The sequence below is a fragment of the Lysinibacillus sp. GJ-1 genome (genome assembly GCF_021166035.1).
GTDB classification, from domain to species: Bacteria; Bacillota; Bacilli; order Bacillales_A; family Planococcaceae; genus Lysinibacillus; species Lysinibacillus sphaericus.
Genome location: NZ_CP088912.1, coordinates 994,361 through 1,010,371 on the forward strand (window position 1 = coordinate 994,361; position 16,011 = coordinate 1,010,371).

General features: G+C 38.8%; 13 protein-coding genes and 3 pseudogenes. 14 read left to right on the forward strand and 2 right to left on the reverse strand.

The genetic code is table 11. From position 1 onward, the window contains the following. Position 1 precedes the first annotated feature (1 nt). The 6 genes and pseudogenes from LO754_RS04550 to spoVM all read left to right on the forward strand — a co-directional run bounded on the left by LO754_RS04550 (position 2) and on the right by spoVM (position 5,061). Entirely contained in the window at positions 2-751 is a 750-nt protein-coding gene (locus LO754_RS04550; RefSeq protein ID WP_231786281.1) for a Stp1/IreP family PP2C-type Ser/Thr phosphatase, read from the forward strand. Positions 752-753: 2 nt separating this feature from the next. After that, positions 754-2,721: pseudogene (gene pknB / locus LO754_RS04555) on the forward strand (Stk1 family PASTA domain-containing Ser/Thr kinase). Positions 2,722-2,732: 11 nt separating this feature from the next. Next, positions 2,733-3,617 (forward strand): ribosome small subunit-dependent GTPase A, encoded by an 885-nt coding sequence (gene rsgA / locus LO754_RS04560; RefSeq protein ID WP_024362081.1) that lies wholly within the window; start codon positions 2,733-2,735, stop codon positions 3,615-3,617. Positions 3,618-3,619: 2 nt separating this feature from the next. Further along, positions 3,620-4,288: a ribulose-phosphate 3-epimerase gene (rpe, locus tag LO754_RS04565; RefSeq protein WP_024362080.1), complete on the forward strand. Its 669-nt coding sequence runs from the start codon at positions 3,620-3,622 to the stop codon at positions 4,286-4,288. Beyond that, entirely contained in the window at positions 4,285-4,938 is a 654-nt protein-coding gene (locus LO754_RS04570; RefSeq protein WP_025218777.1) for a thiamine diphosphokinase, read from the forward strand. Before rpe ends, LO754_RS04570 begins: the two co-directional genes overlap by 4 nt. A gap of 18 nt (positions 4,939-4,956) precedes the next feature. Further along, positions 4,957-5,061, forward strand: a complete 105-nt coding sequence (gene spoVM, locus LO754_RS04575; protein ID WP_103977638.1) for a stage V sporulation protein SpoVM — start codon at positions 4,957-4,959, stop codon at positions 5,059-5,061. 119 nt (positions 5,062-5,180) lie between these two features. On the opposite strand, the gene rpmB is transcribed toward spoVM, so the two are convergent. Then, positions 5,181-5,369 (reverse strand): 50S ribosomal protein L28, encoded by a 189-nt coding sequence (rpmB, locus tag LO754_RS04580; protein WP_024362078.1) that lies wholly within the window; start codon positions 5,367-5,369, stop codon positions 5,181-5,183. 207 nt (positions 5,370-5,576) lie between these two features. After that, positions 5,577-6,317: an IclR family transcriptional regulator gene (locus LO754_RS04585; RefSeq protein ID WP_024362077.1), complete on the reverse strand. Its 741-nt coding sequence runs from the start codon at positions 6,315-6,317 to the stop codon at positions 5,577-5,579. A gap of 212 nt (positions 6,318-6,529) precedes the next feature. Between LO754_RS04585 and LO754_RS04590 the strand changes: the two genes are divergently transcribed. From LO754_RS04590 to sdaAA, 8 genes and pseudogenes are all read left to right on the forward strand, one after another. Further along, a complete protein-coding gene (locus LO754_RS04590) occupies positions 6,530-7,402 on the forward strand; it encodes a dimethylarginine dimethylaminohydrolase family protein (RefSeq protein WP_024362076.1) in 873 nt (290 codons plus the stop codon). 17 nt (positions 7,403-7,419) lie between these two features. After that, a complete protein-coding gene (locus tag LO754_RS04595; RefSeq protein ID WP_231785693.1) occupies positions 7,420-8,181 on the forward strand; it encodes a dimethylarginine dimethylaminohydrolase family protein in 762 nt (253 codons plus the stop codon). A 158-nt stretch (positions 8,182-8,339) separates the two neighbouring features. Then, positions 8,340-9,710, forward strand: a complete 1,371-nt coding sequence (locus LO754_RS04600; RefSeq protein WP_231786282.1) for an amino acid permease — start codon at positions 8,340-8,342, stop codon at positions 9,708-9,710. A 39-nt stretch (positions 9,711-9,749) separates the two neighbouring features. Continuing rightward, positions 9,750-11,377, forward strand: a pseudogene (locus LO754_RS04605) (M20/M25/M40 family metallo-hydrolase). A gap of 543 nt (positions 11,378-11,920) precedes the next feature. Beyond that, positions 11,921-12,283: an Asp23/Gls24 family envelope stress response protein gene (locus LO754_RS04610; RefSeq protein ID WP_231785694.1), complete on the forward strand. Its 363-nt coding sequence runs from the start codon at positions 11,921-11,923 to the stop codon at positions 12,281-12,283. Between the two features lie 18 nt (positions 12,284-12,301). Next, complete coding sequence (locus LO754_RS04615; RefSeq protein ID WP_231785695.1) at positions 12,302-13,957, forward strand: DAK2 domain-containing protein; 1,656 nt, start codon at positions 12,302-12,304, stop codon at positions 13,955-13,957. Positions 13,958-14,305: 348 nt separating this feature from the next. Then, positions 14,306-14,967 (forward strand): annotated as a pseudogene (gene sdaAB / locus LO754_RS04620) (L-serine ammonia-lyase, iron-sulfur-dependent subunit beta). Between the two features lie 14 nt (positions 14,968-14,981). Continuing rightward, positions 14,982-15,902 carry an L-serine ammonia-lyase, iron-sulfur-dependent, subunit alpha gene (gene sdaAA, locus LO754_RS04625; protein ID WP_231785696.1) on the forward strand — a complete coding sequence of 307 codons (921 nt, stop codon included), beginning with the start codon at positions 14,982-14,984 and terminating at the stop codon, positions 15,900-15,902. Positions 15,903-16,011: the final 109 nt, after the last annotated feature.

The following is a 16,011-nucleotide window of genomic DNA, read 5'->3' on the forward strand; positions in this document are numbered from 1 at the left end:
GATGAAATACACAGTCGAAAGTGATATTGGTTTAAAACGAGCAATTAATGAAGATCGCGCTGCATTTTTTAAACGTCCAGATGGTATCGCACTCGCACTTGTGGTAGATGGCATGGGTGGTCATAATGCTGGCGATGTAGCGAGTGATATGGCAATGAAACAAATGGAAACGGTATTTTTACAAGCAGAGGCACATCATTTTGCAACTATGACATCAAAAAAAGAATGGTTACGACAAGCAGTTAAGCTTTTAAATACAAATATATTTAACTATTCTTTATCACATGAAGACTGTAAAGGAATGGGGACGACGTTTATCGCCGTGTTAATTGAAGGGAATTATTGCTTCATTGCACATGTAGGTGATAGTCGCGTGTATTATTTCTTTGATGATGGCGCACAACAAATAACAAGAGATCACTCCTATGTTAATGTTCTGCTTGAAAATGGTGAAATTAGCGAAGAGGAAGCATTGACGCATCCGAAGAAAAATTTCATTTTAAAAGCTGTTGGAACAGAGGAAACTATTGAACCAGACTTTTATGAAGTAGAGCTAGCGCCAAAATCGTATTTACTCATTTGTTCTGACGGTTTAAGTAATAAACTATCAGTGTATGAAATGGCATCTATCATTACCTATCCAGATGTAATTGAAGAAAAAGGGCGAAAGCTTGTGGAACTAGCAAATGCAAGCGGGGGGGAAGACAATATCTCCCTCGTGTTACTCACAAGGCAAGATGAGGAGGTGTAAGTATGCTTGTAGGAAAACGAATTAGTGACCGCTATAAAATTATAGAACTCATTGGTGGCGGAGGCATGTCCAATGTATACTTGGCGCATGATATGATATTAAATAGGGACGTAGCGATAAAAATATTACGCTATGATTTTACCAATGAGGATGAATTACATCGACGTTTTCAACGTGAGGCACTTTCAGTTACAAGCCTTACACATCCGAATATTGTTAGTATTTATGATGTAGGTGATGATGGAGACTTACATTATATCGTCATGGAATATGTTCAAGGAAAGACGTTAAAGCAGTACATACAGGAATTTGCACCGATTTCTCCTGCTCGAAGTGTGCATATTATGAAGCAATTAACGTCAGCGATTGCCAATGCCCATGAAAATCATATTATTCACCGTGACATTAAACCGCAAAATATTTTAATGGATGCGGAAGGAAATGTGAAAATAACGGATTTTGGAATAGCTATGACGCTAAGTGCCACATCTTTCACCCAAACAAACTCTGTGTTGGGCACTGTCCATTATTTATCACCAGAGCAAGCACGTGGTGGAACAGCAACAAATAAATCAGATATTTATGCGCTTGGAATTGTCTTATATGAATTACTTACTGGCGAATTGCCGTTCTCTGGTGAGTCGGCTGTTTCAATTGCCCTTAAACATTTGCAATCAGAGACGCCATCTGTTCGAGCATTTGATGGTACCATTCCACAAAGTCTTGAAAATGTCGTTTTAAAGGCCACTGCTAAAGATGCATCCCATCGCTATGCTACGGTAGAAGAAATGCAAGAGGACTTGGAAACAGTATTATCATCAGCTCGTATCAATGAACCAAAATTTACAATTCCTATTGATAATGATGCGACAAGAGCTATCCCAATCATTAAGGAACAGTTTATCCGAAAAGATGAAGATTTGACTAAAACAAGAGCAATGGAACCTATCGCACAAAAGAAGGTAGAAGCGAAAAAGCCTGTTGAAAAAGTAGAGCCGGTCAAACAAAAGAAAAAGTGGTAAAGTATGTGGCAGGGTTATTCATCGTCGTGATTGCGATGTTCCTTTTCTTTTTATTTGCAACAGATTTATTTAGTCCGAAAAAATTGCCGTACCTGATGTGACCAATTTAACGGTAGAAGATGCGACAAAGAAATTACAAGAAGCTGGCTTTGTTGTTGCCGAACAAAAGAAGAGCGAAATTCTGAAGATATTGAGAAGGGCAAAGTCATTGAAACCGATCCAGAAAAAGATGCGAAGCGTGTTCAAGGAACTGAAATCGAATTAATAGTTAGTCTTGGTGTCGAAACAGTTAAAATTGATGACTATACTGGACAACAAATTAGTCAAGTTGAAGCTTTGTTAAAGGATAAGTTAATCATCCAAAAAAATTATGTACATTCCAAACTGCCTGAAGGGCAAATTATTGAGCAAGATCCGCAAGAAGGAGCAGAAATAATCGCAAAAGATGCAACGATTACATTTACGATTAGCCAAGGTGTAAAAATGATAACAGTTGATAGTGTAGCGAATTATACGAAAGCTCAAATGGATGATTACGTAAAAAGAGTAGGGCTGAAATGGCGCACTGTTCGCGAAGAGTATAATGATACTGTTGCAGCAGGTAGTGTAATTTCGCAAACGCCAAAACCAGGTACCAGCTTAATGGAAGGTGATACCATTGCAGTTGTTTTAAGTAAAGGACCTGCAGAAAAACCAGTGAAAACATTTATTAAAAATGTTTTAATTCCATATGAGCCAACTGAAGAAGGTGCTGAACAAGTAATCCGCATTGAAATTCAAGATAAAAATCATACAATGGTGAAAGCTTTTGATGAATTCACCATTACTAGTGACCAACAATACAAAATACAACTTGTCATTGTAGAAGGCGAAGAAGCGGCTTATAAAATTATCCGTGATTCAGAAATTATTGAGTCGGATAGTTTTAATTACGATGATGTTAAATAAGGGGGAATTGGATGGCGCATGGCCAAATCCGTAAAGCGTTAAGTGGTTATTATTATGTTTACGATGGGAAGGAACTTATACAGTGCCGAGGACGTGGCGTCTTTCGCAATCGGGGAGAATCGCCACTCGTCGGTGATCTTGTAGAGTATACACTTGAAACGGAAGGCTCGGATGGTACGATTCAAAAAATTATTGATCGTCAAAATGAACTAGTTCGTCCGCCAATCGCCAATATCGATCAAGGCATTTTAGTGTTTTCAGTAAAAGAGCCGAACTTCAATACGATTTTACTGGATCGTTTTCTAGTCGTTTTAGAGTCATTTCATGTCCACCCCATTATCTGTCTGACGAAGATGGACTTATTACAAGACGATGAGCGTGAGGAATTACAGGGCTATATCGCAGATTATGAAAACATAGGGTATACGGTGCTTCAAACTTATAAAGGCGAAGAAGAGTTAGTAGAACGTCTTCAGCCGATTTTAAAAGGAAAGACATCGGTGCTTGCGGGACAATCTGGTGTTGGGAAATCGACGCTTCTCAATACGTTAATACCTGATTTAAATTTAAAAACAGGCATTATTTCACAGAGCTTAGGGCGAGGAAAGCATACGACCCGCCATGTTGAGCTGATAGAAGTATGTGATGGTTTATTGGCGGATACGCCTGGCTTTAGTTCGTTTGATTTTGATGAAATTGAAAAAGAAGAGCTAGGGGCATGTTTCCCAGAGATAACGCGAATTGCTGAGGATTGTAAATTTCGAGGCTGTTTGCATTTAAAAGAACCAAAATGTGCGGTTAAAGTTGCAGTCGAAGCTGGCGAAATACGCGAGTACCGTTACAAACATTATGAACAATTTATGCAAGAAATTATGGATCGAAAGCCGAGGTATTAATCATGATACAAATAGCACCATCAATTTTAGCAGCAAACTTTGCTAAACTAGGAGAAGAAGTAAAAGACGTAGAACGAGCAGGTGCAAAGCTTATTCATATCGACGTAATGGACGGTCATTTTGTACCGAATATTTCATTTGGGTCCATTGTGTTGGATGCGATTCGTCCTTTAACTGATTTACCATTAGATGTTCATTTAATGATTGAGAATCCAGATCAATATATTGAACAATTTGCCAAAGCAGGAGCAGACTATATTACGGTACATGTAGAGGCTTGCCGCCATTTACATCGTACAATTCAATTAATTCGTTCTTACGGTGTTAAGCCAGGTGTCGTTTTAAATCCACATACACCGATTGAAACGATTCAGCACGTTTTACAAGATATTGATATGGTGTTATTCATGACAGTGAATCCTGGATTTGGTGGTCAAAAATTCATTCATTCTGTTGTACCTAAAATTGAAGCATTATCCACAATTATTAAAGAGCGTAATTTAGACGTTGCGATTGAAATTGATGGTGGTATTAATGCCGAAACAATTGTTCCATGTGCAAAAGCAGGTGCCACTATTTTTGTAGCAGGTTCAGCGATTTATAGTAAAGAAGATCGTACAGCGGCACTTCAAGAGATTTTAGCTGCTGGTGAGGCAGCGATTAAAGGATGACTACTGTTGTCGTTTGTGCAGGCGGTCCGAAAGAGGAGCTATGTTCCTTTGATGCGTATAGTAGACAACATGATATTCTATTTATTGGTGCGGACCGAGGTGCACTGTATTTAATTGAGCAAGGTATTACACCGCATGCTATTGTTGGCGACTTTGACTCGTTATCACAAGAGGAATATCAATATGTTATGAAACATGCGGATGATGCCCAACGCTTCCGTGAAGAAAAAAATGAAACCGATACGGATTTAGCGCTGTTAAAAGCGTTAACCTTCGCTCCTAGCGAAATTGTGTTAACAGGGGTTACAGGTGGGCGCTTAGATCATTATGAGGCAGCTGTGCGTTCCATTTATCGATTACAGCTTGAACATCCTGATCTTGTGTTGAAAATTATCAACCATGCGAACATGATACAGTTTTTGGTGCCAGGCACGCACACAATTCAAGCGGATGAGCGTTATCGCTATTTGTCTTTTTTTGCCCATGAGCAACCAATACAGGGCGTTACTTTAAGGCATGTAAAATACGAAACAACGAACGAAGAAATTTCGTTAGGTTCAACTCGATTTACAAGTAATGAAATAATAGGCACTTCAGGGTCTATATCCTTCACGCAAGGCATATGTTTAATGATAAGAAGCATAGATTAGCGTAAGGGGGAGAGAGTCCTGAAAGTATATACGTTCCAACTGCCGAAATTTGTTAGTAGCATTACGCGTACGTGTATTAATCTATTTAAAAAAGATAAGAAAGAAGCTAAAAAATCCGACTGATGCCAGTCGGATTTTTCCTGTTTAATAGCTATATAAAGGCGGTTGGTAGTGTGCCTTGAAAAATGAAAGAAAAAAATCGATTTACGCTTTATGCGAAATCGATTTTTTAGAAGCGGCTATTAAACGCGCTCGATTTTACCTGATTTTAAAGCACGAGCAGAAACCCATACACGTTTTGGTTTACCGTTAACTAGGATACGAACTTTTTGAAGGTTAGCGCCCCAAGTACGTTTGTTAGCGTTCATAGCGTGGGAACGGTTGTTACCAGTACGAGCTTTACGTCCAGTGATTACACATTGTTTTGGCATGTTGTATTCCCTCCTTACAGTTGATGCTGAAAGATTATTATTTCAGTTCGGTATTTCACATACCATAATAATTTAACATACCAAGTCGTTCAGTGCAATAGTTTTCACATAACCTTTCAAGAAAAAAACCTTTACAGGCAAAAACAGCTATGAAAAAACACTGAACAATGGGTGCTCAATTCATTGCACAGTGAATTTTTTAATAGATTATTTCCCACGATAGCCAAGTTTTGTAGAGACGCGTTTTCCTGTTTCTACAAGACGTTGTGTAAGGAAGTTGATATGTTCTTCGCTGACGTTAAAGCTAACAAAACCGATACTGACCGCACCGATAATTTCTCCAAATCCATTAAAAACAGCTACAGCGACTGAGGAGGTACCTGCCGTTCGCTCCCCGTGGCTAATAGCAAAGCCCTGTAATCGAATTTGTTCTAACTGCGCTTCTAAGTCAGCCATTTCATCAATAGGAACGAGTTGCTGCATAATTTCCTTTGCTTCTACGGTCGGTAAAGAGGCTAACAACGCTTTATTGGCTGCCCCAATATGCATTGGAATGCGAATACCTAGTTGATCATAAATACGAATCGGGTTGGCTGCACTATCAATACGTTCGATAATAATTGTATCTAGCCCCGCAGGTTTGCTTAAATAAACACTTTCCTCAACTTCTCTTGCGAGTCTTTCTAATTCTGGTCTAATTTTGCTAATATAGTCCATCGTATCATACACTTGCAAACCTAACTCCATCCATATTGTGCCGAGACGATAATGCTTCGTTTGCGTGTCTTGTTCAATCATTCCTTGTGCAATCATCGCTTTTAAAATTCTATGTAATGTACTCAATGGTAAATCGCATTTGGTGGAAAGCTCTGAAATAGACAAACTGCCTTCGGATGCTTCTGAAGCTAACACTTTCGCAATTGTCATTGCTCGTTCTAATAATTGCATAATTGTCCCACCTCCTCTAATCTTATTTTATTTTTATTCTTCCTGTTCGTCTAGTTCCTTCGTTGTCGCCCATAGTTAGTTTTCTCTTTGAAAAAGATAATATTAAAATTTTTCTAAATATATTGACAGTATATCATAAAACGCCTATATTTTTTATATAAACTTTCCTCTTAACGGAAACGTTTTCCACTACACGGAAAAGGGGTGAAGGTATGCATTATTGTTCATCCATGTATGCACCTTTAAAACACGTAATTATTAAACATCCAAAAGACGCTTTTAAAAGCCAAGAGCATCTTGCGGATGAATGGAAAACTTTCAACTATTTATCAGAACCTAACTATCAGGAGGCTCTTACAGAATATGCTGAGTTTATAGCCGTTCTAGAGAAGTATGTTGAACAAATTGATTATTTACCAGCGTCAAATGAAGTAGGATTAGATTCGCTTTATGCGCATGATCCTGTAAAATTCACACCACATGGTGCAATTATTTTGAAATCTGGTAAAAAGTTAAGACAACCTGAGGCAGTTGTTTATAAGGAATTTTTACAAGACAAAGGGATTGCAATAATCGGTGAATTGTCGGGTGATGCTGTTTCAGATGGAGGGGATCTGGTTTGGCTTGATGACCGTACGCTTGCAGTTGGTCGAGGATATCGCACGAACGATGAAGCAATTCGTCAAATTAAGGAAATGACAGCAACTATGGTCGATGAATTTATCGTTGTGCAACTCCCTCATGATTTAGGGGAAGCAGAGTGCTTACATCTAATGTCCTTTATTAGTATGGTAGACAAGGATTTGGCTGTTGTACATTCGCGTTTAATGCCAGTATTTTTCCGTCAGCTTCTGATTGAAAGAGGAATTCAATTAGTGGAAGTACCAAAAGCTGAGTATGATACTTTAGGCTGTAACGTGTTAGCGTTAGCGCCGAGAGTATGTGTTATTCCTGAAGGTAATCCTTCCACTAAACAGCAGTTATTAGATGCGGGTGCAACGGTATATGAATATAAAGGTAACGAAATTACGGTAAAAGGCACAGGTGGACCTACATGTCTAACTTGCCCAGTAGTCAGAGGATAAAAAGGGAGATGGATGATATGTTTAAAAATGTGATTGTAAAAACACCAGGCAATAGTTTTGTTAACGGCTTAACAACAAGTGATCTAGGAAAACCTATTTTAGAAAAGTTATTTGAACAGCACGAACGCTATGTAGAAGCATTAAAAAAATGTGGTGTAGAGGTTACTCAACTTGAGGCAGATGAAGCTTTCCCAGATGCAACTTTTGTAGAAGATACGGCGGTACTAACTTCTGAATTTGCTATTATCACAAATCCAGGAGCGGCAGCACGCAATCGTGAAATTGAAGCAATTGAACCAGCAGTTAAAAATTTCTATGACAAGCTATATTATATTGAAGCACCTGGAACACTGGATGGTGGTGATGTTTTGCAAGCTGAAAAGAAATTTTATGTAGGTATTTCAGATCGTACAAATGAAGAAGGCGCACGACAATTTAAAGAAATCGTTGAAAGGGAAGGCTATGAAGCGACGATTATTCCATTACGAAATTTCTTCCATTTAAAAACGGGCATCGCGTACGTTGGACAAAATCGTATGGTTGTAGCTGGAGAGTTTATCGATCATCCAGCATTTGAATCTTATGAGAAAATTGTTATTCCACAACAAGATGAATACTCTGCAAACTGCATTCAAGTAAACGATACTATCATTATTCCAGCCGGTTATCCTGATACTAATCGCAAACTAAATGACTTAGGCTATCAAACGATTGAACTTGAAATGTCTGAATTTAGAAAGCATGATGGCGGATTGAGCTGTTTATCACTACGATTTTAAGTCAATAAAAAACATGCCCAATCAATTTGTAGGGGAAAATTGATTGGGTGTTTTAGTACTTTAAATATCTGAATATTTAATAATTTGACAAAATACGGAAATGGGGAAACACGTTGAGCAAAGGGGAGCAACAGCATAATAATGTATTGAAGCGTTCTATGAAGAGTCGACATTTATTGATGTTATCACTTGGTGGTGTGATTGGCACAGGTTTATTTTTAAATGTAGGTTTTACAATTAATCAAGCAGGCCCTGGTGGAGCACTAATTGGTTATTTATTTGGTGGTTTAATTTTATATATGGTGATGAACTGTCTGGGTGAATTGGCAGTGTATATGCCTGTCACAGGTTCTTTCCAAACATATGCAACACGATTTATCAGTCCGTCAGCAGGCTTTTCGTTAGGTTGGATGTACTTTGTTGGATCTGCTGCCACCGCGGGGGTGGAGTTTACAGCAGCGGGCATATTAATGCAGCATTGGTTCCCAAATGTGCCGATTTGGATATGGTGTGCTGTCTTTATGGTGCTTTTGTTTACATTAAATGCTTTAACAACAAAAGGTTTCGCAGAAGCAGAGTTCTGGTTTGCAAGCATTAAGGTAGTGGCTGTAATTGCCTTTATAATAATTGGTGTAGCTGCTATTTTTGGCTTGATTCCTTTGGCTGATCTACTGACTCCACATTTAACGAATTTAGCACCGACAGGATTATTCCCTGCAGGCATTACGATTATTTTTGTCACGATGATGAATGTTATTTTCTCGTATCAAGGTTCCGAGCTAGTAGGAATTGCTGCTGGTGAAACAGAAAACCCAGAAAAAAACATTCCAAGAGCAATACGTACAATCTTGTTCAGAATTATCGTATTTTATATTGCTTCTATAATAGTACTGTCTGCCATTTTTCCATCATCTGAACTTGGGCTACTTGAAAGTCCTTTTGTTACATTGATGAAAATTGCGGGTGTTCCATATGCGGCGGGCATTATGAATTTCGTTATTTTGACAGCGATATTGTCTGTAGGGAACTCATGCTTATATGCTTCCACACGATTACTATGGTCGATGTCAAAAGAAGGCATGGCTCCAAAGTACTTTGGTCGATTAACAAAAAATAAAGTGCCATTAAATGCGCTTATTTTTACGATGCTATTTTCACTGCTATCGTTATTAACAAGTGTGATGGAAGCTGACGCAGTATTTGTGTTGCTTATGTCTATTGCGGGAATTTCGGTGACTATTTCTTGGATGGGTATTGCCATGTCTCAATTAATGTTCCGATACCGTTATGTAAAAGGGGGAGGCAATGTGGCAGATTTGAAATTTAAAACACCATTGTACCCATTAATTCCAATATTTTGTATTGTTTTTTGTGTCATTATATTAGTGTTTTTAGCGTTTGATCCGACTCAAAGAATAGGGTTGTTATATGGCATAGGGTTCTTTGTAGCGTGTATGCTATTTTATAAAGTGAAATTGAGTAAAGTGAGTACAATCACTTCTGACAAAGAAAAGTCACTGAATGCTTAATGGATATTTCATTTTTAGTGGATAAAGGAGATTTTAAATATGAACAATTATTTATGGAATACACCAGACAAACTGCGAGCATTATTATGTGAAATTGTAAGCTGGGAAAGCAGAACATTAACAGCAGGTGAAAATGAATTCGCCTTTAAATTAAGAGAGCTGTTGCAAACGCTTTCTTATTTTCAAGATAATCCTAACTTAATAGAACTGCATGATGCGGGACTCGGTCGCCATGCGGTTACAGCATTGTACAAGCATCCAACGGCTACTGAAACAGTAGTCCTAATTAGTCATTTCGATACGGTTCATACAGAGGAATATGGAGAGCTTGAGCCATTTGCTTGTCGGCCAGAAGAGTTGACGAGTATGCTAATGGAACCTAAATATAAAAAAGATTTGCCAGAGGCGGCTAGAATTGATTTAGAGTCGGGTAATTATTTATTTGGTCGTGGCACAATGGATATGAAAATGGGACTCGCTTTACACTTGCAATTGATTGAAAAAGCGAGTATTGAACAATGACCAATCAATCTAATTTTAACAGCGGTACCGGATGAGGAAGTCAATTCTGCTGGTATGCGTGCAGCCGTAGTCGAGTTAGTAAGGTTGCGTGAACAATACGGTTTAACCTATAAGTTATATTTAAATAGTGAACCTTCGTTTTCACAAGGGCCTTCTGATATAAATGAATATATATATTCAGGGACAATCGGTAAGATTATGCCGGCTGCTTTATTTTATGGAAAAGAGACGCATGTAGGTGAGCCGTTAAAAGGTATGACAGCCAACTATATTGCATCCTTTATGACACAGCATATGGAGTGGAATCCAGTTTTCCGCGAAACAGATCTCGGTGAAAGTACACCATTGCCAGTATCCTTACAATTAAAGGATTTAAAAATGGAGTATTCTACACAGACGCCATATCGTGCAGCCGCACTTTATAATGTATTTTTGTTAAAGCGGACGGCAACAGAGGTTATGGAAATTTTTGAACAAGTTGCATTGGAGGCAATGGCTGCTTGTAATATGCAATATAAGCAAATTTGTGAACGCGAACAAGTACAAGGTGTTGGGAAAGTAAATGTACTTCGCTATGAGGCAGTTTTAGAGCATGCTATTCAAAAACTTGGCGCAGAGGAAGTAAAGCATATTAAAAACCAAGTGCTAGAAAATACAGCGTGGGATGATCGGGAGAAGTCGATTCGTATTGTAGATCAATTGATGATTCGATGTCAGGAGCTAACACCAGCAACGGTGCTGTTATACGCACCTCCTTATTACCCAGCTATTAATTCTTCACAGCATCCGCTCGTCAAGCGATCAATCGAATTAATGAAGAAAACAGCCAAAACATTTGCTATTGAAGTCGAGCAAATACACTATTTCAATGGCATTTGTGATTTAAGTTATGTCAATTATTCAGATGATTCCAATGGCTGGGCTGCATTTGAGCGCAACACACCTGTTTATGGTGATACGTATAGTATTCCATTTGAAGCCATGTCTGCCTTAAAGTACCAGTGTTAAATGTGCCATTCGGCAAAGATGCACATCAAAAGACAGAGCGTTTACATGTAGATAGTGCATTTAAAGAAATGCCTGTGATGATTGAAACACTTATAAAAAGCTTATATGCAGCAGAGAGTGAAATACCCGCGGAGTAGAGTGAAATACTCGCGAAAAGAAAGTGAATACCCGCGGAGTAAAGAGAGATACCCGCGAAAAGAAAGCGAATACCCGCGGAGTAGAGTGAAATACCCGCGAAAAGAAAGTGAATACCCGCAGAGTAGAGTGAAATACCCGCGAAAAGAAAGTGAATACCCGCGGAGTAAAGAGAGATACCCGCGAAAAGAAAGTGAATACCCGCGGAGTAGTGAAATACCCGCGAAACAACTGAAACACCAGTAGTAAAGAGAGCATCTTAGGTGTTAGCAGAATCCCACAAAAAAGCTGATGTTTAAATACATCAGCTTTTTTGTCTACCAATACATAGATATTTAATGACAATGTTTCGACCGTGACATTTAAGGAAATGCTGTTTAATAGGTCGTTCAGAACAGAGAACCATAAATGTTGTAAGCTAATTGGGTAGGAATGGAACGCTAAAAACGTTGACACAAAGCGCTTTCAAGGCAACTTAGGTTGCTTAATGTATACCCGAAGTGGTACAATATAATTTAGTCAAAAAGAGCCAAGGGGGCATTTCTATGTCAATTGAATTAAATAATGAATTAGGCCAAATTGATATTTCAACAGATGTACTTGCACAAATTGCTGGTGGCGCTGCTATAGAATGCTACGGTATTGTTGGCATGGCATCTAAACATCAAATTCGTGATGGTCTAACTGATATTTTACGTAAAGAGAACTTTGCAAAAGGTGTTGTAATTCGACAACAAGAAGAAGATTTACATATTGATATGTATATTATTGTTAGTTACGGGACTAAAATTTCGGAAGTTGCTTATCAAGTACAGTCGAAAGTGAAATATACAGTGGATAAAACATTAGGTATGAGCGTTAAATCTGTCAATATCTTTGTGCAGGGCGTTCGTGTAGCGAATGAGTAAGAGGAGGAACAAATTCGAATGCAGTCTTTAGACGGATTAAAATTTGCTGAAATGGTGCAAATGGGTGCTCATCACCTATTCCAAAATGCAAATTATGTAGATTCTTTAAATGTATTCCCAGTACCAGATGGGGATACAGGGACAAACATGAACTTATCGATGACATCTGGTGCTAAGGAAACCGAACTTCAAGCGTCACAACATATTGGGAAAACGGCACAAGCGTTATCAAAAGGATTGCTTATGGGTGCACGTGGGAATTCAGGTGTAATCTTATCGCAACTATTCCGAGGTTTCGGTAAATTTGTAGAAAAAGAAGCAACAATTAATGCAAAAGCATTTGCTGGTGCTTTCCAAGCTGGTGTCGATACAGCTTATAAAGCAGTAATGAAACCAGTTGAGGGAACAATCTTAACTGTTGCACGAGAAGCGGCTAAAAAAGGTGTAGAAGTTGCTGAAAGTGAAAACGATATCATTGCTGTTATGGAAGCATTTACTGCGGAAGCAAAGGCTTCACTAGAGCGCACACCAGACCTGTTACCGGTGTTAAAAGAAGTAGGCGTCGTGGATAGTGGTGGTCAAGGATTACTATTTGTCTACGAAGGTTTTTTAGCCTCTTTAAAAGGCGAGCCACTACCAAAGAAAAATGATGCAACATTAGATGATTTAATTAATGCCGAACATCATAGAGCCCAAGACTTTATGAATACTGCAGATATTGAATTTGGCTATTGTACGGAAATTATGGTTCGTTTTGAAGAGGATAAAGAGCCATTCAGTGAGGAACAATTCCGTAATGAATTAAACCCATTAGGTGACTCGTTGCTTGTTATTTCAGATGAAGAAATTGCGAAAGTGCATATTCATTCTGAGCAACCGGGCGCTGTTTTAGCGATGGGGCAAAAATATGGTAGTCTTATTAAAATCAAAGTTGATAATATGCGTGAGCAACATTCCGCTATCGTTGGCGAGGATCACAAAGCATCTGCGCCAGCTCCAGCGAAAAAAGCTGAAAAGCATCCTTATGCGATTGTTACGATTGCAATGGGAGAAGGTGTGGCTGAATTACTACGCTCGATTGGTGCTTCTTATGTGATTGAGGGCGGACAAACGATGAACCCTTCAACTGAAGATATTGTGAAAGCTGTACAGGAAATTGGTGCTGAAAAAGTACTTATTTTACCAAACAACAAAAATATAGTAATGGCAGCAGAGCAAGCTGTAGAGTTATTGGGTATTGAAGCTGCAGTTGTGGCAACAAAAACAATTCCTCAAGGGATGGCAGCCATTCTTTCATTTAATCCAGAAGCGACAGTTGAAACAAACCAAAAAGCGATGACAGAAGCATTTGCTCATGTAAAAACAGGGCAAGTCACTTATGCAGTGCGTGATACGTCGATTGATGGCGTAGAAATTCATAAAGACGATTTTATGGCGCTTGCTGAAGGGAAAATTGTGCTCTCTACACCAGCGTTAAAAGACGCTGCTGAGAAAGTTATTACAGATTTAGTAGATGCAAATACGGAAATCGTAACAATTATTTATGGCGAAGATACGTCTGAAGAAAAAGCCTCTGAATTAATCCAATTTATCGAAGAAAACTATCCAGATGTCGAAGTGGAGTTATTTAATGGTAAACAAGGATTATATCCATATATTATTTCGGTAGAATAATATTAGGTAGCAGAGTGAACGAGTAGACGAAGCAGTGCACAAGTTGTGTACTGCTTTTGTTTATGGTAAAAGGAATGCCAGCGTTGAATACAAGGAGAAATAAGCAAAATAGATTGTTTTGTGTATTTCTTCAAAGGACAGTTAACTTGTAAATGCTGGAATATCAGCTCTTGAGAGTGCTTGTATTTGTAGGGAGTACAATAAAGAAATAATATAAATGATTAAGAAATTATAGTCGTTTTAATTTTCTGAAAGTTGATAAAGTAGTGCTTTACTTTTATAGTAACTATCAAGCATGATATAAGTAAAAGTAAAATTATTATATGAATAGAATAGAGGGGTGCTTGTATGAAGTTTACATCGGTTTTTGATATTATTGGACCTGTTATGATTGGTCCATCTTCTTCTCATACAGCAGGTGCAGCGCGTATTGGCCGTGTTGCAAGAGATTTATTTGGCAGACAGCCGAAATGGGTGAAAATCCACCTATATGGTTCGTTTGCAGAAACATACAGAGGGCATGGGACAGATGTAGCAATAATTGGTGGTTTATTAGATTTTGATACATTTGATGAGCGAATTAAAACGGCTTTTGAGCATGCAGAAAAAGCTGGCATGCAATATGAATTTATTCCGGAAACAGCTAATACAGAGCATCCGAATACAGCGAGATTAGTATTTGGTGACGATAATGGCGAAATGTCAATTGTCGGTATTTCAATTGGCGGGGGAAAAATTGAAGTAAGCGAGGTCAATGGCTTCAAGCTTCGCTTAACGGGTGGCATGCCTGCCATTCTTGTTGTACATGATGACCGCGCGGGCTGTATTGCCAATGTGGCAAATTGCTTAGCAATGCATAATGTCAATATTAGTATATGGAAGTTTCACGTATCGAACGTGGCTTAACGGCTTTAATGGTGATTGAGATAGATCAAAATATTGAGGACAAAGTACTTCAACAAATTTCATTAATACCACATATTACAAAAGTATCGAAAATTAATAACTAAGGGGGTGTCGCAAAATGGATGTATTATTTCATAATGTCCGTGAGCTTGTAGAACGAGCGGAGCGTGAAGAAAAGCAAATTTCTGAGCTAATGATTGAACAAGAAATACTAATAAGTGGTCGAACACGCGAAGAAATTATGCAACAAATGGATCAAAACTTAACAGTGATGGAGGAAGCAGTTGAACGAGGCTTACAAGGAGTAAAGTCTGTTACAGGTTTAACTGGTGGTGATGCTGTCCTACTTCAAAATTATATTGCACAAGGCAAATCGCTTTCTGGAGATTTATTATTGGATGCGGTCAGTAAAGCAGTTGCTACGAATGAAGTAAATGCTGCTATGGGCACAATTTGTGCAACACCTACAGCCGGTTCTGCGGGAGTAGTGCCAGGCACTTTATTTGCAGTAAGAAATAAGCTAAACCCAACGCGTGAGCAAATGATTCGCTATTTATTTACTTCAGGCGCCTTTGGTTTTGTGGTAGCGAACAATGCTTCTATCTCGGGTGCTGCAGGTGGCTGTCAGGCTGAAGTTGGTTCGGCAGCTGGTATGGCGGCGGCGGCAATAGTGGAAATGGCAGGAGGGACACCACAGCAATGTGCAGAAGCATTTGCTATTACGCTGAAAAATATGCTAGGTCTCGTTTGTGATCCAGTAGCGGGCTTAGTCGAAGTGCCTTGTGTTAAACGTAATGCAATGGGGGCAGCGAATTCGCTTGTAGCAGCAGATATGGCTTTAGCAGGTGTTACAAGTCGTATTCCATGTGATGAAGTCATTGGAGCGATGTATCGCATCGGTCAGTCAATGAGCCCGAACTTGAAAGAAACAGCGCGTGGTGGACTAGCGGCGACGCCAACAGGCAAAGCAATTAGCAATGCGATTCTTAATAATGGCGATTTACAAAGCATACTAAAAGCAAGAATCTCAATAGAGTAGATTGTAAAAGCGTTAGATTGACTGCAATCAATCTAACGCTTTTTTGTTATGTCGTTGTAATCCGCTACAGCGGGGACCTGAAGGTTTCGTGCCGATAGAAGTGATTTTC

Excerpts from the sequence above, each read along its gene's own strand:
- LO754_RS04550 (WP_231786281.1), top strand. The coding sequence starts at position 2 with ATGAAATACACAGTCGAAAGTGATATTGGTTTAAAACGAGCAATTAAT.
- rsgA (WP_024362081.1), top strand. The coding sequence starts at position 2,733 with ATGGCGCATGGCCAAATCCGTAAAGCGTTAAGTGGTTATTATTATGTT.
- rpe (WP_024362080.1), top strand. The coding sequence starts at position 3,620 with ATGATACAAATAGCACCATCAATTTTAGCAGCAAACTTTGCTAAACTA.
- LO754_RS04570 (WP_025218777.1), top strand. The coding sequence starts at position 4,285 with ATGACTACTGTTGTCGTTTGTGCAGGCGGTCCGAAAGAGGAGCTATGT.
- rpmB (WP_024362078.1), bottom strand. The coding sequence starts at position 5,369 with ATGCCAAAACAATGTGTAATCACTGGACGTAAAGCTCGTACTGGTAAC.
- LO754_RS04585 (WP_024362077.1), bottom strand. The coding sequence starts at position 6,317 with ATGCAATTATTAGAACGAGCAATGACAATTGCGAAAGTGTTAGCTTCA.
- LO754_RS04590 (WP_024362076.1), top strand. The coding sequence starts at position 6,530 with ATGCATTATTGTTCATCCATGTATGCACCTTTAAAACACGTAATTATT.
- LO754_RS04595 (WP_231785693.1), top strand. The coding sequence starts at position 7,420 with ATGTTTAAAAATGTGATTGTAAAAACACCAGGCAATAGTTTTGTTAAC.
- LO754_RS04600 (WP_231786282.1), top strand. The coding sequence starts at position 8,340 with ATGAAGAGTCGACATTTATTGATGTTATCACTTGGTGGTGTGATTGGC.
- LO754_RS04610 (WP_231785694.1), top strand. The coding sequence starts at position 11,921 with ATGTCAATTGAATTAAATAATGAATTAGGCCAAATTGATATTTCAACA.
- LO754_RS04615 (WP_231785695.1), top strand. The coding sequence starts at position 12,302 with ATGCAGTCTTTAGACGGATTAAAATTTGCTGAAATGGTGCAAATGGGT.
- sdaAA (WP_231785696.1), top strand. The coding sequence starts at position 14,982 with ATGGATGTATTATTTCATAATGTCCGTGAGCTTGTAGAACGAGCGGAG.